The sequence below is a fragment of the Mycobacterium ostraviense genome (assembly GCF_002705925.1).
Classification (GTDB): Bacteria; Actinomycetota; Actinomycetes; order Mycobacteriales; family Mycobacteriaceae; genus Mycobacterium; species Mycobacterium ostraviense.
Genome location: NZ_NKRE01000001.1, coordinates 2520378 through 2540132, shown reverse-complemented (window position 1 = coordinate 2540132; position 19755 = coordinate 2520378). Strand labels below are relative to the sequence as shown.

Annotated in this window: 19 protein-coding genes; 14 read left to right on the top strand and 5 right to left on the bottom strand. The window is 67.8% G+C overall.

Going from position 1 to position 19755, the window contains the following annotated elements; translation table 11 throughout:
• The first annotated feature begins 2 nt into the window (after positions 1–2).
• From CDN38_RS11615 to eccE, 7 genes are all read left to right on the top strand, one after another.
• Positions 3–1568 (top strand): PPE family protein, encoded by a 1566-nt coding sequence (locus tag CDN38_RS11615; protein WP_075509614.1) that lies wholly within the window; start codon positions 3–5, stop codon positions 1566–1568.
• Positions 1569–1601: 33 nt separating this feature from the next.
• Positions 1602–1895: a type VII secretion system protein EsxG gene (gene esxG, locus CDN38_RS11610; RefSeq protein ID WP_036410178.1), complete on the top strand. Its 294-nt coding sequence runs from the start codon at positions 1602–1604 to the stop codon at positions 1893–1895.
• A 45-nt stretch (positions 1896–1940) separates the two neighbouring features.
• Positions 1941–2231: a WXG100 family type VII secretion target gene (locus tag CDN38_RS11605; protein ID WP_023369886.1), complete on the top strand. Its 291-nt coding sequence runs from the start codon at positions 1941–1943 to the stop codon at positions 2229–2231.
• A gap of 8 nt (positions 2232–2239) precedes the next feature.
• Positions 2240–3145, top strand: coding sequence for an ESX secretion-associated protein EspG (locus CDN38_RS11600; protein ID WP_075509613.1), 906 nt, complete (start codon positions 2240–2242; stop codon positions 3143–3145).
• A 64-nt stretch (positions 3146–3209) separates the two neighbouring features.
• A complete protein-coding gene (gene eccD / locus CDN38_RS11595; RefSeq protein WP_099318966.1) occupies positions 3210–4628 on the top strand; it encodes a type VII secretion integral membrane protein EccD in 1419 nt (472 codons plus the stop codon).
• Positions 4625–6025, top strand: a complete 1401-nt coding sequence (gene mycP, locus CDN38_RS11590) for a type VII secretion-associated serine protease mycosin (protein ID WP_075509612.1) — start codon at positions 4625–4627, stop codon at positions 6023–6025. Before eccD ends, mycP begins: the two co-directional genes overlap by 4 nt.
• Positions 6022–7017, top strand: coding sequence for a type VII secretion protein EccE (gene eccE, locus CDN38_RS11585; RefSeq protein WP_099318965.1), 996 nt, complete (start codon positions 6022–6024; stop codon positions 7015–7017). Before mycP ends, eccE begins: the two co-directional genes overlap by 4 nt.
• Here the strand turns inward: eccE and CDN38_RS11580 are convergent.
• A complete protein-coding gene (locus tag CDN38_RS11580) occupies positions 7004–8215 on the bottom strand; it encodes an alpha/beta hydrolase family protein (protein WP_075509610.1) in 1212 nt (403 codons plus the stop codon). The genes eccE and CDN38_RS11580 overlap by 14 nt on opposite strands.
• A gap of 153 nt (positions 8216–8368) precedes the next feature.
• Here CDN38_RS11580 and CDN38_RS11575 point away from each other — a divergent pair, with 153 nt between their 5' ends.
• Positions 8369–9151: a trans-aconitate 2-methyltransferase gene (locus tag CDN38_RS11575; protein WP_075509609.1), complete on the top strand. Its 783-nt coding sequence runs from the start codon at positions 8369–8371 to the stop codon at positions 9149–9151.
• Between the two features lie 504 nt (positions 9152–9655).
• On the opposite strand, the gene CDN38_RS11570 is transcribed toward CDN38_RS11575, so the two are convergent.
• The 3 genes from CDN38_RS11570 to CDN38_RS11560 all read right to left on the bottom strand — a co-directional run bounded on the left by CDN38_RS11570 (position 9656) and on the right by CDN38_RS11560 (position 12341).
• Positions 9656–11086 (bottom strand): sulfatase family protein, encoded by a 1431-nt coding sequence (locus CDN38_RS11570; RefSeq protein WP_408633070.1) that lies wholly within the window; start codon positions 11084–11086, stop codon positions 9656–9658.
• Between the two features lie 66 nt (positions 11087–11152).
• A complete protein-coding gene (gene bluB / locus CDN38_RS11565) occupies positions 11153–11803 on the bottom strand; it encodes a 5,6-dimethylbenzimidazole synthase (protein ID WP_075509608.1) in 651 nt (216 codons plus the stop codon).
• Positions 11804–11858: 55 nt separating this feature from the next.
• Positions 11859–12341 carry a hypothetical protein gene (locus CDN38_RS11560; RefSeq protein WP_075509607.1) on the bottom strand — a complete coding sequence of 161 codons (483 nt, stop codon included), beginning with the start codon at positions 12339–12341 and terminating at the stop codon, positions 11859–11861.
• 57 nt (positions 12342–12398) lie between these two features.
• Between CDN38_RS11560 and CDN38_RS11555 the strand changes: the two genes are divergently transcribed.
• Positions 12399–13067: a phosphatase PAP2 family protein gene (locus tag CDN38_RS11555; RefSeq protein ID WP_075509662.1), complete on the top strand. Its 669-nt coding sequence runs from the start codon at positions 12399–12401 to the stop codon at positions 13065–13067.
• Between the two features lie 102 nt (positions 13068–13169).
• Positions 13170–13826, top strand: coding sequence for a L,D-transpeptidase family protein (locus CDN38_RS11550; protein WP_075509606.1), 657 nt, complete (start codon positions 13170–13172; stop codon positions 13824–13826).
• A gap of 9 nt (positions 13827–13835) precedes the next feature.
• Here the strand turns inward: CDN38_RS11550 and CDN38_RS11545 are convergent, their stop codons facing one another.
• Positions 13836–14348, bottom strand: coding sequence for a nuclear transport factor 2 family protein (locus tag CDN38_RS11545; RefSeq protein ID WP_075509605.1), 513 nt, complete (start codon positions 14346–14348; stop codon positions 13836–13838).
• A 43-nt stretch (positions 14349–14391) separates the two neighbouring features.
• Here CDN38_RS11545 and CDN38_RS11540 point away from each other — a divergent pair, with 43 nt between their 5' ends.
• The 4 genes from CDN38_RS11540 (at position 14392) to CDN38_RS11525 (ending at position 19751) form a co-directional block, all read left to right on the top strand.
• A complete protein-coding gene (locus CDN38_RS11540) occupies positions 14392–15621 on the top strand; it encodes a hypothetical protein (protein ID WP_075509604.1) in 1230 nt (409 codons plus the stop codon).
• A gap of 153 nt (positions 15622–15774) precedes the next feature.
• Entirely contained in the window at positions 15775–17664 is a 1890-nt protein-coding gene (locus CDN38_RS11535) for an Hsp70 family protein (protein WP_075509603.1), read from the top strand.
• A 226-nt stretch (positions 17665–17890) separates the two neighbouring features.
• Complete coding sequence (locus tag CDN38_RS29395) at positions 17891–19300, top strand: DUF7159 family protein (RefSeq protein ID WP_099319375.1); 1410 nt, start codon at positions 17891–17893, stop codon at positions 19298–19300.
• A gap of 67 nt (positions 19301–19367) precedes the next feature.
• Complete coding sequence (locus CDN38_RS11525) at positions 19368–19751, top strand: Rv0313 family protein (protein ID WP_075509602.1); 384 nt, start codon at positions 19368–19370, stop codon at positions 19749–19751.
• The last annotated feature ends 4 nt before the right edge of the window (positions 19752–19755 follow it).

Sequence of the window (19755 nt, the reverse complement as noted above, 5' to 3'; positions counted from 1 at the left end):
CCATGGTCGCGCCCTTGGGGCCCATCTGGATTGCGTCGCCGCCCGAGGTGCATTCGGCGTTGCTGAGCAGTGGTCCTGGTCCGGGTTCGCTGCTGGCGGCGGCCGCGGCCTGGAATCTGCTCAGCGCCGAATATGCCGCGGCGGCAGCAGAACTCAGCGGGCTCCTGGATGCGGTGCAAGCGGGAGGCTGGCAGGGGCCGAGCGCGCAGCAGTATGTCGCCGCGCATCTGCCCTATGTGGCGTGGCTGACGCAGGCCAGCGCCGACAGCGCCGCGATCGCAACCCAGCACGAGGCTGTGGCGGCGGCCTACACGGCGGCCTCGGCGGCCATGCCGGCTCTGGCGGAGTTGGCGGCCAACCACGTCATCCATGGCATCCTGGTGGCGACGAACTTTTTTGGCATCAACACGATTCCGATCGCGCTCAACGAGGCCGACTATCTGCGGATGTGGCTTCAGGCCGCCGCGACCATGGGCCTGTATCAGGCGGCCGCGGGTAGCGCGCTGGCGTCGGTCCCGCGCCCTGTGCTAGCGCCGACAATCGTGAATCCCGGTGGCGAACCGGCCGCCGGGGTGGTGGCCAACGCGGCTCAGGCGCAAGCCGCCGCAGCCACGTTCAACCCCTGGCAGTTTCTCTGGCAGCTGCTCCAGGACATGTGGAACGCCTACACGGGATTCTACGGCTGGATGTTGCGAGAGATCGCGACGTTCCTGCAGGACCCCATCGGTAACTCGATAAAGATCATCATCGCCTTCCTCACCAACCCGGAAGCGGCGTTGATCACCTACGGCCCACTGTTGTTCGCGCTGGGATACCAGGTTTTCTTCAACCTCGTCGGCTGGCCCACCTGGGGTATGATCTTGAGTTCGCCCTTCCTGGTGCCGACCGGGCTCAGCCTGGGCCTGAGCGCGATTGCGTTCGCGGCGCTGGCGCCTACTGAGATCGCGGTGGCTGCCGCCCCGGCCGCGGGAGCACCGCTGGCTGTCGCCGTCGCGTCTGCGTGGCCGGCTGTCAGTCTCGCGTCAACGGCCAGTGGCCTCGCGGGGTCTCCGGCAGCACCACCCGGAGCTGGTGCTTCGGCCGGCGCCGCGCCGGCGCCGGCTGCCCCGGCTCCCGCAAGTTTCGCCTACGTGGTTGGCGGCATTGATGATTGGGGACCCACCTCGGGTCCGACGGTGGGTGGCCGCGGCAGCCTCAAGGCACCGGCAGCGACCATCCCGGCCGCCGGCGTGGCAGCGGCAAGCCGTGTGGCAACCCGCGCGCGACGCCGCGCGCGGCGCGAATTACGAGACTATGGCGACGAATTCCTCGACATGGACTCCGGTGACGGCCCTGGCCCCGCGGCAACCGAGAACCCCACCCAGGCGTCCGACTGGGGGGCGGGCCCGCTCGGGTTCGCCGGGACCGCAACCAAAGAGCCAGTGCTGCATGCTGTCGGCCTGACGGCGCTGGCCGGTGACGAGTTCGGCGGCGGTCCGCGGATGCCGATGGTACCGAGCAGCTGGGACGGCCTGCAGGAAGGCGTACCGAAAGGGGGAGCCGACGCTTCGCACCACGACAGCAAGTAACCGAAATCCGAATTGCCAGAGAAAGGGGTTGTTATGAGTCTTCTGGATGCCCACATTCCGCAGTTGGTGGCCTCCCAGTCGGCATTCGGCGCCAAGGCGGCGTTGATGCGGCACACGATCGGCCAGGCCGAGCAGTCGGCGATGTCGGCGCAGGCGTTTCACCAGGGCGAGTCCGCCGCCGCGTTTCAGGGCGCCCATGCCCGGTTCGTGGAGGCAGCGGCCAGGGTCAACGCCCTGCTGGACATCGCCCAGGCCAACCTCGGTGACGCCGCCGGAACGTATGTGGCCGCCGATTCCGCGGCTGCGTCCAGCTACACGGCGTTCTGAGCCCACAGACAACCGAAAACCCACAGACAACCGAAAGGAGTTGTGATGTCACAGATCATGTACAACTACCCGGCGATGCTCGGACACGCCGGGGACATGTCGGGATATGCCGGCACCATGCAGGGGCTGGGCTCGGATATCGCCGCCGAGCAGTCCGCGCTGTCGAACGCCTGGCAAGGCGACACCGGGTTGACGTATCAGGCATGGCAGGCGCAGTGGAACCAGGCCATGGCAGACCTGGTGCGGGCCTATCAGTCGATGGCCGGCACGCACGAGGCCAACACCATGGCGATGATGGCTCGCGACCAGGCTGAAGCCGCAAAATGGGGCGGCTAGCAAGTTAGATGGTTGCAGAATCTGCAGAACCCTCGCAGCCTAACGCCGTCGAGTTGACGGTCGACAACGCGTGGTTCATCGCCGAGAGCGTCGGGGCCGGCAGTTTCCCGTGGGTGCTGGCCATCACCCCGCCATACACCGATGGCGCGCAACGAAATGCGTTTTTCGACCGTCAGAAAGACGAGCTGACGGGGCTGGGCTTGATGTCGCCGGACGGTACCGTTAACTCCGCGGTGGCCGACTGGATCAAAGTGGTGTGCTTCCCCGACCGGTGGCTGGACTTACGTTACATAGGGCCGGCATCGGCCGAGGGGTCCGGCGAGTTGCTGCGTGGCATTGTCGCCCGGCGGGTCGGCGCCGCCGGCAAGACCTCCCGGAAGTTCAATACCGTTGTCGCGCTGCGCAGCGCTGCGCTGGTCACCTTCACGGCAATGGATATCGATGACCCGCGGGCGCTGGTTCCGGTCCTCGGTGTCGGGCTGTCGCAGCGGCCGCCGGCCCGGTTCGAGGAGTTCAGCATGCCCATGCGGGTCGGCGCTCGCGCCGACGAGCGGCTGCGCTCCGGCGCCCCGCTCGAGGAAGTCCTTGACTACCTGGGCATCCCGGCTTCGGCACGGCCGGTGGTGGAGGCGGTCTTCTCCGGGCCGCGCAGCTACGTCGAGATCGTCGCCGGCTGCAACCGGGACGGCCAGCACACCACTACCGACGTCGGTCTGAGCATCGTCGACACCACCGCGGGCCGGGTATTGGTCAGTCCGTCGCGAGCCTTCGACGGCGAGTGGGTGTCGACCTTCAGCCCCGGGAAACCGTTCGCGACTGCCGTCGCGATCGAACAACTCATCGCCAACCTGCCGGAGGGGCAATGGTTCTCGGGTCAGCGGTTGTCCCGCGACTTCTCCGGACAACCCTCATAACCGAAATTCAGAAAGTGAGTACGATGTCTCCGCAACGGCCCCAACGGATTTGGACGGTCCGGTGATGTCGGGCACCGTGATGCCGATCGTCCGCGTCGCTATCCTCGCCGACAGCCGGTTGACGGAGATGGCCCTGCCCGCGGAGCTGCCGCTGCGCGAAATCCTGCCTGCGGTCCAGCGTTTGGTCATTCCCGCGGCGGAGAACGGCGACGGCGGCGAGGCCGGCTTGGGTGCGGCCGCGCACCTAAGTCTGGCGCCCATCGGCGGTGCACCGTTCAGCCTGGACGCCAGCCTGGACACCGTCGGGGTGGTCGACGGTGATCTGCTCGCGTTGCAGCCGGTGCCCACCGGTCCGGCCGCCCCGGGAATCGTCGAGGACATCGCCGACGCCGCCATGATCTTCTCGAGTTCGCGGCTAAACCCTTGGGGGCCAAAGCATATCCAGCGCGGGGCGCTGGCCGCGGTGATCGGTGTGGCGCTGGTGGCGACCGGGCTGGCAGTCAGCTACCGGGTGGCGACGGGAGCGTCGGCCGGCCTGGTCACGGTCAGCGGGATCGCGGTCGTCATGGCGCTGGCCGGGTTACTGATCACGGCCCGTTCGCCACGAACGGGGACCGCGGTGTCGATTGCCGCACTGGTGCCGATCGCCGGGGCTCTGGCGCTGGCGGTACCGGGGAAATTCGGGCCGGCGCAGCTGCTGCTGGCGGCCGCGGGTGTCACCGCGTGGTCACTGCTCTGCCTGATGGTGCCCAGCGCCGAACGCGAGCGCATCGTAGCCTTGTTCACCGCGATCGCGGTGACCGCGGCCGGGGTATGGCTGGCCGCCGGCGCCGAGCTGCTGTGGCAGCTGCCGCTGCGCAGTGTCGGCTGCGGGCTGATCGTGGCCGCGCTGCTGATCACCATCCAGGCGGCTCAGCTGTCGGCGCTGTGGGCGCGCTTTCCGTTGCCGGTCATCCCGGCGCCCGGGGATCCCACCCCGTCGGCTCCGTCGTTGCGGGTGCTCGAAGACCTGCCGCGGCGGGTGCGCGTCAGTGACGCCCATCAAAGCGGTTTCATCGCCGCGGCCGTGCTGCTGAGCGTCCTGGGATCGGTGGCAATCGCGGTGCGCCCCGAAGCGGTCGCTGGCGTGGGCTGGTACGTGGTGGCGGCGACGGCCGCCGCGACCGCGCTGCGCGCCCGGGTATGGGATTCGGCCGCCTGCAAGGCCTGGTTGCTGGCCCAACCACATCTGGTGGCGGGAGTCCTGGTGGTGGTCTACACCGCGACCGGGCGCTACGCCGCCGCCTTGGGTGTGGTGCTGGTGCTCGCGGTACTCGTGCTGGCCTGGATCGCCGTTGCGCTGAACCCGGCCATTGCCTCGCCGGACAGCTACTCCCTGCCGCTGCGCCGCGTGCTGGGCTTTGTCGCCGCCGGCCTGGACGTTTCGCTTATCCCGGTGATGGCATACCTGGTCGGCCTGTTCACCTGGGTGCTAAATCGATGACACGTGCTGCCGGATTAGGTTGCTGCGCAACAATTTTGGCTGTGCTGGTAGCCACCGCTGCGCCGGCGTCGGCTATCGGCCCGCCGGCGGTCGACGCCACCGTGAATCCGCCCAGCGGTACCCCAGGGCCGGTGCAGCCGATGGAGCAACGCGGCGCCTGCAGCGTCTCCGGGCTCATGGCGGGTACCGACGTCGGTGTCCCGGCACCCAGCCAAGCGGTGCTGAATCTGCCTGCGGCATGGCAATTCTCGCGCGGTGACGGTCAGTTGGTGGCCATCATCGACACCGGGGTGCAACCGGGTCCGCGATTGCCGAACGTGGACGGCGGTGGCGACTTCGTGGATTCGACCGACGGCTTGACCGACTGCGACGGGCACGGCACCCTGGTTGCCGGCGTCGTCGCCGGGCAGCCCGGTGACGACGGCTTCGCCGGAATCGCGCCGGCGGCGCGGTTGCTGTCCATCAGGGTGACCTCGGCCAAGTTCTCGCCGCGGACCTCAGGAGGCGACCCCACGCTGGCCCGGGCAGCGATCGACGTGGACACGCTGTCCCGCGCGATCGTGCGTGCGGCCGATCTCGGCGCCCGGGTGATCAACATTTCCGCGGTGACCTGCCTGCCCGCCGACCGGACGGTCGACCAGTCCGCATTGGGAGCGGCGATCCGGTATGCGGCCGTGGACAAGGACGCGGTGATCGTGGCCGCCGCCGGTAACAGCGGCGCGGTCGGCTCGGGCGGCGGTGGCAGCTCCTGCGACTCGAACCCGCTGACCGACCTGAGCCGCCCGGACGATCCACGCAACTGGGCCGGCGTCACGTCGATCTCCATCCCGTCGTGGTGGCAGCCCTACGTGTTGTCGGTGGCATCCCTGGCGCCGGACGGGCAGCCGTCGAAGTTCACCATGGCTGGTCCGTGGGTGGGTATCGCCGCACCCGGGGAAAACATTCTGTCGGTGAGCAACGGCGACGGCGGTGGCCTGGCCAACGGCCTTCCCAATGACCACCAGCAACTGGTGCCGATCAGCGGCACCAGCTACGCGGCCGGCTACGTCTCCGGCGTCGCCGCGCTGGTCCGCAGCAAGTATCCCGGCCTGAGCGCGGGCGAGGTGGTGCGCCGCATCACCGCCACCGCGCACAACGGCGCCCGCGCCCCGTCCAATATCGTCGGCGCCGGCGCGGTCGATCCGGTGGCGGCGCTGACCTGGCAGTTGCCCGCCCCGCAATCAGGGGCGCCCGCGGCGCCAATGGCCAAACCGGTTGCGGTTCCACCGGCGCCGAAGCCCAAGGACACCACACCCCGCAACGTCGCGTTCGCCGGAGCCGCCGCGTTGGCATTGCTGGTCGGCATCACCGCAGCAACTGCGGCGACAGTGCGCCGGCGAAAGGAGCCGATCCCGTGAGCCTCAACTCGATTCCGCGCCCGGGAAACGGGCGGATCGCCGTGGCGCTGCTGGCGGTGGTGCCCGCGGCGATGGCTTATCCGTGGCAGTCGACCCGTGACTATTGGCTGATCGGGATCGCCGCCGTCGTGGTGATCGTCCTGTTCGGCTGGTGGCGCGGACTGCACTTCACCACCATCACGCGTCGCCGGCTGGCCATGATGCGCCGACGGCGGTCGGGTGCCGATTCCGCAACCGAGGTGCGCACCACGGCGCTGCTGCGCATCGGTCCGCCGGCCCCGGGCCTGGAGGTGCTCCCGCTGCCGTTGATAGCCGGGTACCTGGACCGCTACGGCATCCGCGCCGACGCCGTCCGAATCACCGGGCATGTCGACGCGGCGGGTGAGCGGGAGCTGTGGATCGGGATGACGGTGTCGGCCGCCGCCAACCTGGCGGCGCTGCAAGCCCGGTCACCGCGAATCCCGTTGCAGCAGACCGCCGAGGTCGCCGCGCGCCGGCTCGCCGACCACCTTCGCGAAATCGGTTGGGACGTCGGCATGGGGCGCGACGACGTGCCGCGGTTGCTGGCTCGAGCCGATCGCGAAACGTGGCGGTGCATGCGCCACGGCGACTCCGATTACCTTGCCGCATACCGGGTCAGCGTGGATACCGCATTGCCCGAAACATTGGCTGCCGTGTGGTCGCATCCGGCGCGCGAGACATGGGCGGCATTGGAGATCGGCACCGCCGGTCGACCGGGCGGCCCGGCCACGGTTGCCGTCGCGTGCGCGTTCCGCACCGATACGCGTCCCGACGGCGCGGCGCCGCTGGCCGGGCTGACTCTGCAACGCGGCAGCCAGTGGCCGGCGCTGGCGGCATTGGAGCCGTCGTCCACCCGGCGACTCGACGGACACACCGACACACCCGAGGGCTTGCTGGAGCGACTGGTGTGGCCCACCCCGTCGGCTTGGGCGAGCCACACGTCGCTCACCGAGGCCGCTAGTCGAACATGAAACTGCGCAGGAACAGCGTCATCCGCCGCAGGTAATCCAACTGGCTCACATGCATGACGTGACTGCCGGGGAACCAGTGCAGCGCGCAATGATCCCAGTGCTCCCACAGCGTTACGGCATGTTCGGGTGGAGCCATCCGATCGCCGAGGCCGGTGATGATCATCCGGCGGTGCTTGGGCAGCAGCGGCCGATAGTTCAGCGGGCCGTGGTAGGCCAGCCCGGCGCTCAACTCGTCACGGCTGATGCGCGACAGGCATAAGCCCAGCCGGACCAGCCCGCTAGCCGGAAACCATTCGTCGAACAGTTTGCCCGGGCTGACCACCGGGCAGTTGGGGATGACCGCCTCGAGCCGGTTCTCCACCGACGCCACCAGCGCGGACGTGTAACCGCCCAGCGAAATTCCGGTCAGCGCGATGCGCTCGACGCCGGTGTGGCGCAGGTAGTCCACGATGGAGCGAAAGTCGTACACCGCCTGGGCCATCGCCTCGGCGAAGCCGCTCAAGCCGCCCGCGAAGAAACCGAAACCGCTGAACGGCGATAACCTCTCGGCTCGCTTGCCGTGAAACGGCAAGGTGTACAACAGAACATCGTAGCCGGACCGGTAATACCACGGCAGTGAGAAGAACAGCCCGTTGAGCAAGTACGACGAGCCCATGAAACCGTGGATGACGCACAGCGTGGGGCGCGGCCCGTCGTCATGGCGCCAATGCTGCGCCCGCACAACGTTGTTTGTGGTCAACCCGCTCCACTGCTTGCGCATGGTGGGGTTGACCGCCCGGAAGCCGCTGGCGAACGAGATGTCGTCGACGGTGCCGCGCGCGATCCACTCGGCGAGCGGGCTGGCGGGCCGCGACGAAATCTTGGGCGGATCCGTCGGTGCCGGAAAGGACTTCGCCGGATCATGTTCGGCGGCCAGTTCGGCGTAGAAGTTCAAGTTGCTGCGCTCGCTGCCGGAATTGAGCCGGAGCAAAGCGGTGGCGACGACGGCCGGTGCCACCGTGGTGGACAGCACCGACGACGCCGCGGTGCGCAGCGCGATATCGCCGACCGCCGATGACTCGACGACGATACGCTGCCGCAGCGAGAGCGCAGATCGTGGCGGGAGCCCTTCGGCGCCGGCGTCGGCCCCGGGCACGTCGGGAATCGGGACCGGCGGATCGATGGGATCCGCTTCAGACATCCCCGAAAACTCCGACATCCCGTCGATGGTATCGCGCCGATATCGCAGGGTGCCGGCGAATTCGACAGCGTCGTCAATTTCTTGGGCAACGCGGTGCGCGTCCGGACCCCATCGGTAATAGGTTGTTCCATAACACCCGATTGGCGACGGTGTTGATCAGGAAGGACCGACATGTGGGATCCCGACGTCTACCTGGCCTTTGCGGATCATCGCAGCCGTCCGTTCTACGACTTGGTGTCGCGGGTGGGTGCCAAGCGGGCACGCCGGGTGGTCGACCTGGGTTGCGGCCCCGGCCACCTGACGCGGCACCTGGCGCGACGCTGGCCCGAGGCGACGATCGAGGCCTTGGACAGTTCACCGGAAATGGTCGCCGCCGCCCGGGAACGCGGTATCGACGCCACGACCTGCGACGTGCGGAACTGGAAGCCTCGGCCAGACACCGACGTGGTGGTCAGCAACGCCGCACTGCACTGGGTGCCCGAACACTCGGAACTGCTGGTCCGCTGGGCCGGCGAGCTGCCGGCCGGATCCTGGATGGCGGTTCAGGTCCCGGGCAACTTCGACACCCCGTCGCACGCCGTGGTGCGGACCCTGGCCCGGCGGGAGCCGTACGCAAAGCTGCTGCGCGACATCCCGTTTCGGGTTGGAGCGGTGGTGCATCCGCCGGCGCACTACGCGAACCTGCTGATGGACGCCGGATGCAAGGTCGATGCCTGGGAGACCACCTACCTGCACCAGCTCACCGGTGAGCACCCGGTGCTGGAATGGATCACCGGCACCGCGCTGGTTCCGGTGCGGGACAGGCTGGACGACGCGGGTTGGGAGCAGTTCCGCCAGGAGCTGATTCCGCTGCTGGACGACGCCTACCCGCGCCGGGCGGACGGTACCACGATCTTCCCGTTCCGCCGGCTGTTCGTCGTCGCCGAGGTCGGGGGAGCACGCCGCGGTTCGTGAGCTTTGGCAACCAGGTATCGCGGTCGGACGTCGCGCTGGTCGGGACCCGGTTGGCCCAGTCGCGTTTGGCACCGCCCGCGTCGACGCCGATCCATGCGCGATTGCCGTCACCTTCGTCACAGGGGTTTCCAGCCCGCGCTGATGCTGGCCGTGTCGGGCGTGCGCTGAGGGCGCCGACTGTGCGCTGAGGGCGCCGAGCGTGCCGCCAGGGCGGGCCAATCGCGGATGTTCCCGCCCTACAAGCACACTCAAAGCCGTCACCGCACACTCGATACGGCGGCATGACAGCCCACCCGGCGAGCAATGAGTCACCCCCGAACACCTGCCGTCACAACAGGTTTGAACGAAAGCGGGGGCATCGACGTGCCGAAACAGACGCCCAGCTGTGGGTACTCAGCCAAGGTTGCGCTCAAGGACATCGATGAATCGAGTGAGGCGGGCACAATGACCCGAGGAGGCTGGTGTCGCCAATGTGGCTGGTGCGAAGCGCATTCGACGGCCATGCTATTGGCTGGCCGGCGTGGCTTCTTCCTCGATACCGCGGTCGGCAGCGATCGCCGACCTGCTGCTCGGCGCGATTCGATGGATCCGCAGATACGTTTCGGTGTAACGCTCCGCAATCCGGGTACCGGCGAATTCCGACGGGATCACGTCGCCGGTTCGCTGACGCCAATCATGAAGCCGGACAGCCAAATCCGCTGCGACCGCATCGATCTTGGCAGCGGCGTCACCGGTCAGCAGATTCGTGGTCTCGGTGGGGTCGGCGCGCAGATCGTACAGTTCCCGGTGCGGTCGCGGTGACCTGACGAACGGTGCGACGGCCATCCCGGACGGGCTTTCCTCGATGTCCCACGGCAGATCCAGCAGCGGGCGGGGCACATAGTTCTCGATATAGCTGAATTCCTTTGTGCGGATTGCGCGTATCGGATCAAACGAGTCATGGTAGGTCTTGGTGGTGTACACATGGTCGCGGACCGGCTCACCGTCGCCGCGGGAGGTGATCAGCGCATGCGCGTGCGACAGGCCGTCGACGTCAGCCGGGATGTCTACCCCGAGCAGGTCCAGCAGTGTCGGTAACAGGTCGACGCCGCTGAACAATTCGTCGTAGACGCGTGGGGCAACCTCCCGGCGGGTGGGTGGACGGATGATCATCGCGATGCCGGTTCCGGCGTCGTAGAGCGTGGATTTGGCACGCGGAAACGCCGGGCCGTGATCGGTCAGGAACACCACCCAGGTGCTGGCGTCCAGCCCGGTTTCGGCCATCGTGTCCAGCATCCGACCGACGGCGGCGTCCGCGGTGGTGATGGCTCCGTAGAAATCGGCCAGGTCCTGGCGCACTTCGGGGGTGTCGGGGAGATGGTCGGGGACGTCGACGGCTGCGCTGTCCGCCGGTTCGTAGCGTTCGTGGGGGTAGGGCCGATGGGTTTCGAAGAAACCCGCGGTAAGCAGGAACGGTTGGCCGGAAAGGTTCGGCGCGCAATCCTGCAGCCATTCCCGGACCTTCTCGACCACGTATTCGCAGTAGGAGTTCGACACGTCGAATTCGTCGAATCCCAGCCGCGCCGGGTAGGACGTCTCGTGTTGCATCCCGAAAAGGGCTGAGTACCAACCCTGCTCGCCCAACAGTTGCGGCAGTGTCCGGACGCCGGTGCGGTATTCCCAGCCGTGATGGGCCAGCCCCACCAGCCCATTGCTTTGCGGGTAGCGGCCGGTGAACAGCGATCCGCGCGACGGCGAGCACAGTGGCGCGGTGGCGTGCGCACGGGTGAACAAAATCCCCTCGGCGGCAAGCTGGTCCAGTCGCGGGCTCAGGACAGCCGGGTGACCGTAGACACCGAGGTAGCGCCCCAGGTCGTGCCAATGCACGAGCAGCACGTTGTCGTTGTGGTCTATGCCGTCTATGAGGTCTATGCCGTCGTTGCGTTCACCGGTCACCGTCTGCCGCCTCTCAAGCATGCTTGCGGCGGCGACGATACCCGGTGTCGACCCAACCGGCGAAGTTCAAGCCCGTCCCCAGCGGTTCTCCCAGATGAACTCCGGGAGTGGCCGCGCGACGGCCCAGCCGTCCAACTCCAGCGCCGGCCGTTCCGGAAACTCGGGCACCGGGCCCAAACACAGCACTGCCACCGGTTCCGCATCGGAGGGGATCCCCAGCAGCGCCGCCAACCGTTGCGGATCGAACAACGACACCCAACCCATGCCGAGCCCTTCCGAACGAGCCGCCAGCCACAGATTCTGGATCGCGCAGGACACCGACGCCAGATCCATCTGCGGTAGCGTGCGCCGGCCGAAGATGTGCACGTCCCGGTTGTCGCACAGCGCCACCACCAGCAGCTCGGCGCACTCGAGAATGCCCTCGACTTTGAGCGCAAGAAACTCCTCGGCCCGTTCGCCCAGGGCGTGGGCAGTCCGCGCGCGCTCCTCGTCGACGAGGGCGTGGATGTCGTTGCGCAGCGCGACATCGGTGATCCGGATGATCCGCCAGGGCTGCATCAGACCCACACTGGGCGCGGCGTGTGCGGCGTGCAGCAACCGAGACAGCACCTCTTCGGGCACTACGCTGCCGGGTACGAAGCGGCGCATGTCCCGACGTTCGGAGATCACGCGATACACCGCCTGCCGCTCGGCGGCGGTGAACGCAAATTCGGTCACCCGGTCATCGTAGAAAAGGTGCGGCTCGTGTGGCCCAGATCAGGGACTACCCGGATCAGGGACTGTAGGTGACTCCGACCGCGCGGAACACGTATTCGGGCGGCACGTCGAAGGCAAGTGACCGCAGCGGCAGGCGAGCCAGCACGTCCTCGTCGATGTCCGTTTTGAAGTGCAGCGACAGCTGGCCGTGGAACCGCGGGTCCACCTTGGCGACGTCGAGATCCAGTTGCAGTCCCGTCGACGAGATCTCGGCGGTTGCGGCGCCGGTCTGCGGCGCGTCCCAGCGCACGTCGACGGCGCGGCCGGCCAGCTTGGGCAGCGACGAGAGCGTTCCCAGCACCCGCTGCTCGGTGAACGCCAGCGCGCCCGGGTAGCTGGCGATGCTGTGCGATGCCCGCAAACCGGGAATTGCGCCGGTGAACCGCCTGGTGACCGCGACATACTCTTCGAGGTAGATGAGTCCTTCGGCCTCGAGCTGATCCCGCAAGTCGGCGGGTAGCTTGCCGATGCCGAACATTCTGCGAAAAATCACCGCCATGAGGCCAGTATGGTGCCGCTCGGGGCGGGCTGCACCCTCGCCTGGTATCCGTTGAACATGATCCGTCGCCCCATCAGCGTGGCCGTGATGCTCGCGGCGGCTGCGACCGTCGGCTACGCCGTCTTGTGGGTGGGGCACCGCCAGGACTGGGGTTGGGTGCACGGCCTGGATTGGTCGTTGTTGAACGCCGCGCACGACATCGGGATCAAGCACCCGGCCTGGGTGAACTTCTGGGTCGGCGTGTCGTTCGTGCTGGGCCCGATCCCCATGCGGCTGCTCGGCATGGGGATGGCGGTGGTCGCGGCGTTGCAGCGCAAGGTGCGGATGGCGCTGCTGCTGTTGGCCTGTTTGCCGCTCAACGGATTGGTCACGATGGCCGCCAAGGATCTGGCCGGCCGGCCACGACCGGTGACCGAGTTCGTCACTGCGCCATCGACGTCCTTCCCGTCCGGGCATGCGCTCGAGTTGACGGCCAGTGTGCTTGCGCTGCTGACCTTCCTGCTGCCGATGACGAATCACCGGTGGCTGCGCGTCGTCTCGGTCGCGGTGGCCGCGCTGGGTGTGGTGACGGTCGGCACTGCCCGGGTGGCTTTGAATGTGCACCACCCGTCCGATGTGATCGCGGGATGGTTGCTGGGATACGTGTATTTCCTGGTGTGCCTGTGGGTGTTTCGCCCGGTACCGGTGACGGATGCGGAGCCGGCCCGGCTTGCCGAAGTCGGCTGACGCCCTGCGGCGCGGCGCTTTTCGCAGTGTCTCGGCGCAGTGATCCAACCGGGACTAAACCTTTACTTGACCCTGAGGTTTCGTCCCCGTGACGATGAAACGATGCACCGACTGGGAGCCGTACTGAGTGCTGCGGTGTGCCTGGCCGGGGCGGCCCTGGGATTCGCGCCGGTGACCGTCGCGGCGGGCAATCCGTGGTTCGCGAACTCGGTCGGCAATGCCACGCAGGTGGTTTCGGTGGTCTCGACCGGCGGCTCTACCGCGAAAATGGATGTGTACCAGCGCACCGCCGCCGGCTGGCAGCCACTCAAGACCGGGATTGCCACCCATGTCGGTTCGGCGGGAATGGCGCCGCAGGCCAAGAGCGGTTATCCGGCTACCCCGATGGGCGTCTACAGCCTGGACTCGGCGTTCGGCACCGCGCCCAATCCCGGTGGCGGACTTCCGTATACGCAGGTCGGACCCAACCACTGGTGGAGCGGGGACGACCACAGCCCCACCTTCAACACCATGCAGGTCTGTCAGAAGGCCCAATGCCCGTTCAACATCGCCGAGAGTGAGAACCTCCAGATCCCGCAGTACAAGCATTCGGTGGTGATGGGCGTCAACAAGAACAAGGTGCCCGGAGGCGGTGCCGCGTTCTTCTTCCATACCACCGACGGCGGACCAACCGCGGGCTGCGTGGCAATCGACGATGCCACGCTGGTGCAGATCATCCGGTGGTTGCGGCCCGGCGCGGTGATCGCGATCGCGAAATAACCGGCGCCGTCAGTCGGCCAGAGCGCGGCCCGGTCGCACGGTGAACCCGAGGTTGGCCACGGACATCGTCGCCTCGTAGGTGCGGTCGTATCCGGTGGCGCTGATCCGCCAGCCGTCGGCGGTGCGCCGATACTCGTCGCGGTAGAACGCCGCGCCGATCAGCATGAAATTGGCTTCGGCAACGATGACGCGATCCTGCAGATACCAGCTGCCCGTCGCGGTGTCGCCGGTCACCGTGATCTCCGGATGGGTCACCCTGTGTTCGGTGATGATGTTGGGCCCCAACGCCGAGCGCATGTAGTCCACGACGTCGTCGCGGTTGGAAAAGTGCAGCTCCTTGCCCATCGACGAGCCGTAGTCGCCGCGCACGTCCTCGGTCAGAGTGTCGGCGAAGTCGTCCCAGTGCTTGGTGTCCAGGGCGCGCAGATAGCGGTACTTGATCCGTTTGATTGCTTCGACATCCTTGACATCGGCGACATGTGCGACATCCGCCGCGAGGGCTGCCAGGTCTGCAGGGTTCATCACGTCATTGCAGCACGTTCGCCGCCGACATTATCGTCGGGGCATGAGCCCATCCCGCTACGCCGGGTTGTCGCGCGCGGAGCTGGCAATCCTGGTGCCCGAACTGCTGTTGATCGGGCAGCTGATCGACCGTTCCGGCATGGCGTGGTGCATCCAGGCGTTCGGTCGCGAGGAGATGCTGCAGATCGCGATCGAGGAGTGGGCCGCAGCCAGCCCGATCTACACCAAGCGCATGCAACGGGCGCTCAACTTCGAGGGCGACGACGTGCCCACTATTTTCAAGGGCCTGCAACTCGACATCGGCGCTCCGCCGCAATTCATGGATTTCCGCTTCACCGTCCACGATCGCTGGCACGGCGAATTCCGCCTCGACCATTGCGGTGCGCTGCTCGATGTCGAACCGATGGGCGACGAGTATGTCTTCGGCATGTGCCACACCATCGAAGACCCGACCTTCGACGCTACGGCCGTGGCGACCAGCCCGCGGGCGCAGGTCCGGCCCATCCACCGGCCGCCGCGCATACCAGCCGACCGGCATCCGCACTGCGCGTGGACCGTCGTCATCGACGAGTCTCACCCCGAGGTCCGGGGCATCCCGGCGATGGACGTCGTTACGCAAAGTAAAGCTGCCAGATGGGAATTGGCAGCCATCGACCGTTCCGATGACGGACTCGCCGACTATTCGGGTCCACTGCTGTCCGATTTGGACTTCGGCGCCTTCTCCCACTCGGCGCTGGTGCGGATAACCGACGAAGTCTGCCTGCAAATGCACCTGCTCTACCTGTCGTTCGCCATCGCGGTCGGCAAACGCGCCGGCGCGGACGCCGAACTGGCGCGGTCGATCGGCACCCGCCAGTTGATCGGGATAGCCGGGCTGGCCGCGGAACGCATCCACCGCGCACTGGCCCTGCCCGGCGGAATCGACGGCGTGTTGCGGGTATTCGAGTTGCACCCGCTGTTCAACCCCGCCGGCTATATCGAGGCCGAGACGACGGGGGACAGGTTGATTGCGCACCGCTCGCCGGGGCACGACGACGCCGCATGGATTTCGCTGTGCACACCCGAATCCGGACAACCGCTGCAGGCGATCGCCACCGCGATCGACCCGCGCATCGCCGTCCGGGTCAGTGGTACGGACACCGAGTGGACCGCCGAGCTGGTGAAAACCGAGACCCCGGCATCCGAATTGCCGGAGGTGTTGGTGGCCAAGGTAAGTGGCGGGTCGAGCTTTGTATTCCAGCCCAGGCGTTCGCTGCCGCTTACCGCGGTCTGACCCCACGCCGTATGTCAAGGCGATGGCTGTACCTTTTCGGTGACGACACGGCATCGACCGCATACCAATGAGGTTGGCAGCGAACCCAATACGGTATGCCCGCGGATATGGTTGACCCTGGCCTTCGACCCTATCGACGAAAGTATCCGCTCTATGTACGACCCGCTGGGGTTGTCGATCGGGACCACGAACCTGGTTGCGGCATCTCACCGAAGCAGTCCGGTCATCCGTCGCGCAGTGCTGACGCTGTACCCGCATTGCGCCCCGAAAATCGGTGTGCTCGGCCGTAACCCGGGCGTGGCCGAGTCCGGCACATTGATGAGTGGCTTCGTGGAACGCGTCGGCGACTCGGTTGCCCTGGTGTCCCCGGACGGGTCGGCTCACGATCCGGACCTGCTGACGGTCGAGGCGCTGGACGCAATGGTGGTCGCCGCCGGCGCGGACGCGAGCTCGTCGGAGATCGCGATCGCCGTCCCCGCGTACTGGAAACCCGGAACTGTCCAGGCGCTGCGCAACGCCCTGCGCACGCATGTCGGCTTCGTGCGTAGCGGCATGGCGCCGCAGCTGGTCCCCGACGTGATCGCGGCGATGACGGCGGCGAACACCGAACTGGCTATCCCGGCCGGTGGCGTGGTCGGCTTGCTCGATTTCGGCGGCTCGGCCTCGTACGCCACTTTGGTGGAGACCAAGTCTGATTTCGAACCGGTAAGCGCCACACTGCGTTACGAGGATTTTTCCGGCGAGCAGATCGACCAGGCGATACTGCTGCATGTCATCAACGGGCTCGGCCATGACGACATCGATTCGGCCGGCACCGCCGCCGTCGCCCAGCTCGGCCTGCTGAAGGAACAGTGCCGGGAGGCCAAGGAGCGGTTATCCACCGACGCGGTCACGGAATTGGCTGCGGAGCTGGCCGGAACCAGCACTACGATCCGGCTCACCCGGGACACGTTCGATGACCTGATCCAGGATCGGCTGACCGGTTTCATCTACGCGTTCGACGACATGCTGGCGCGTAACAAGGCGAGTTGGGCCGACCTGGCGGCGGTGGTCACCGTCGGCGGTGGAGCCAGCATTCCGCTTGTCACTCAACGCCTTTCCTTTCACACCCGGCTCCCGGTGCTGACTGTTTCGCGTCCGGCCTGCGCGGCCGCGGCCGGTGCGCTGTTGCTGGCCGCCCGTGGACCAGAGCTGGATTTCCGCACTCGGACGTCCGTCGGGTTGATGGCCAGGGCTGCGGCCGGGTCCGGCACCGCCCTGATCGAGCTGCCGGCCGGCGACGTGATGGTGATCGACCAGGAGGCGGTGACCGATCGCGAGCTGGCCTGGTCGCAAACGGACTTCCCGGGCGACGTGCCGGTGCGGTTCGAGGGTGACTCGTACAACGAGGACGGCCCGTGCTGGTCGATGCGCTTGAACGTGATCGACCCCCCCAAAGAACCACCGTGGCGCCGGTTGCGGTTCTCTCAGCTGCTGATCGGGCTCTCCACGGTGGTGGCGATGACCGCGATCGGCGGCGTGGCAGTCACCTTGACCGGCGTCGAGCGGCGCCAGGCTCCGGTGGTGCCCAGTGTGGTGCCGCTGCCCGCGCCCTCCGTGCCGCTGCGGCCGAGTGCGGCGGTGCCCAGCCCGGTCAAGCCGCCGCCCAGCTCGGTTCCGGTGCCCAGCGCGGCACCGGCCCCTACCAGCGTCGCGCCGCCATCACCGACGTTGACGGCGCCACCGCCGACGTCGACGCTGGCGCCCTCGCCGGTGGTGACCACGACAACCGCGCCTCGGCTCACCACTACCACGAGTCCCCGGCCGACCAGCACCACCTCGGCGACGCCGACCACGACGGCCGAGCCCGAGGACACCACGCCCGAAGATGCACCGACCACCACCTCGACGGTGAAGATGACCACGGAGTGGTTGCGCGTCCCGCTGCTGCCCGTGCCGATACCGATTCAGGTGCCGGCGAATCAGGCTCCGCAAAACCCGGCGCCGCAGACCCAGCAGCCTCAAGGGCCGCAAAACCCGTTCGCGAGTTCCGGCACCCCCTGAGCCGGCATCGCGCCTGGCAGTCAGCTTTGAGCTTAACCAGAACGGGTCCGCGACCTGCTGGACGCGAGTAGTGTCCGAATTGGGCACAACTTTATAAGCGCCAGCTATTTGGATGTAACTAGTCGCACCAGCAATGCGGCGTGAGGATTGTCGACGGCGGCCGGCGCGGTACGCTCGTCCGCCTTAGACCCCCATAGCTAGTTACCACATGGCCTGGGAGGGCCAGATGGACATCGTACTTGGGGTATCAATGGAGCCCTCGGCGGTCCGCTTGGTGCTCATCGAAGGCGAAAACGCCGACGGTGCCACCGTCGAGGAAGAGAGCTTCGAGGTCGCCGGGTCGCAGGACTCGGCGAATTCGGCGGCGGCCGCCGAGGCGGTTGCGGCCATTGTCGGCACCCGTCAGGGCGCGACCGAGGGCGGCTACTGGTTGACATCGACCGGGGTGACGTGGGTCGACCCCGGCGGGGCCGGTGCGCTGCGTGACGAGCTTGCGGCTCGCGACATCGGCGGCGTCATGTTGGTCTCGCCGCTGCTCGCCGCGGCCGCCCTGGCGCAGACCGTCGGCGCCGCGCTCGACTACCAGCACATCGCGATGCTGTTCGTCGAGGCCGGCAGCGCGACGCTGGCAGTCGTCGACGTGACCGACGGCTCGATCGTCGACCTGCATCGGCAGTCCCTTGGCGCCCACAGCACCATGGCGACCGAACTGGCGCCGATGGTCTCCGGTCTGGACGCGGCGGGTTCGCGGGCCGACGGGATATTCCTGATTGGTTGCGGGGTCGACATCGTCCCGGTCAAGCCCGCGCTGGAGGCCGCGACGTCGCTGGTGGTGAGCGTCCCCGAGGAGCCAGACATGGCACTGGCCCGCGGCGCGGCGTTGGCGTCGGCGAATGCGCCACTTTTCGTGTCGTCGACGGCCGCGTTGGCCTACGCGCTGGATCCGGGCACCGGCGAAGTGAACCCGCGCGCCCTGACCCCGACCTACCTGGATGTCAGTGCTCATGCGGACCCGGGGCAGGGCGCACTGGCCTACAGCGCCCTCGACGAGGACGACGACGAGATCGCTCCGCGGCGCCGGCCGGCCAAGTTGGCCGGTAGCGCCCTGGCCGCAGCGGCGGCCCTGGCGGCCGGGCTGCTGGTGATCTCGTCGGATGTGCGGCCGATGGCTGCTCCGCAGCCCAGCCCACCCGAGGGCGTCGTCGCCGTGCCGACGGTCCAGGCCCAGCCCGAGACACCGCCGCAGGCGCAGTTGCCTGCTCCCAGCGCTGCGCCGGCCGCGCCGCCACCAGAGGCGGCCCCGCCACCGGAGGCGGCCCCGCCACCGGCCTCGTCGGCGCCGCCCCCGGTGGTTGCCCAGCCGCCCCGAACGGCGGCCAATGCCGCACCGCCGCCGGCGCCACGTCGCGCGCCGACCCGCCAAGCACCGGCGCCGGCTCCCGCGGAGCAGGCCCCGCCACCGGCAGCACCGGCGACCACGCCGCCGGCCGCGCCGCCGCCGGCGCCAGCGCCGGCGCCGGCGGCACCCCCGCCCAGCCCGATCGCGACGATGTACCTGCACGTCCCGTTCGTCACCATCCCGATTCCGATCTACCCGCCGGCGCCACCGCCGCCCCCACCCGAGCCGGGGCCGTAGGCGGGTAGCGGATCGGGTCGACTGCCCGCACACTGGGCAGTATCCGGATGAATTTCAAGGAGGTCGCGTGGGCAGCAACGGTCCGTTCGGTTTCGACCCCGACGACTTCGATCGGGTGATCAGGGAAGGCAGCGAGGGTCTGCGCGACGCGTTCGAGCGGATCAACAGGTTCCTCACCGGCCCGGGCGACCGGTCGGGGTGGTCGATGATCTTCGAGGATTTGGGGCGGCGCAGGCGTCCGGCGCCGGAAACCGCCGGCGAGGCCGGCGACGGGGTGTGGGCCATCTACACGGTGGATGCCGACGGCGGTGCCCGCGTCGAACAGGTGTATGCGACCGAACTGGACGCGCTGCGGGCAAACAAGGACAACACCGACCCCAAGCGCAAAGTGCGCTTCTTGCCCTACGGCATCGCGGTCAGCGTCCTCGACGATCCCGACGAACCGACGTAACCCC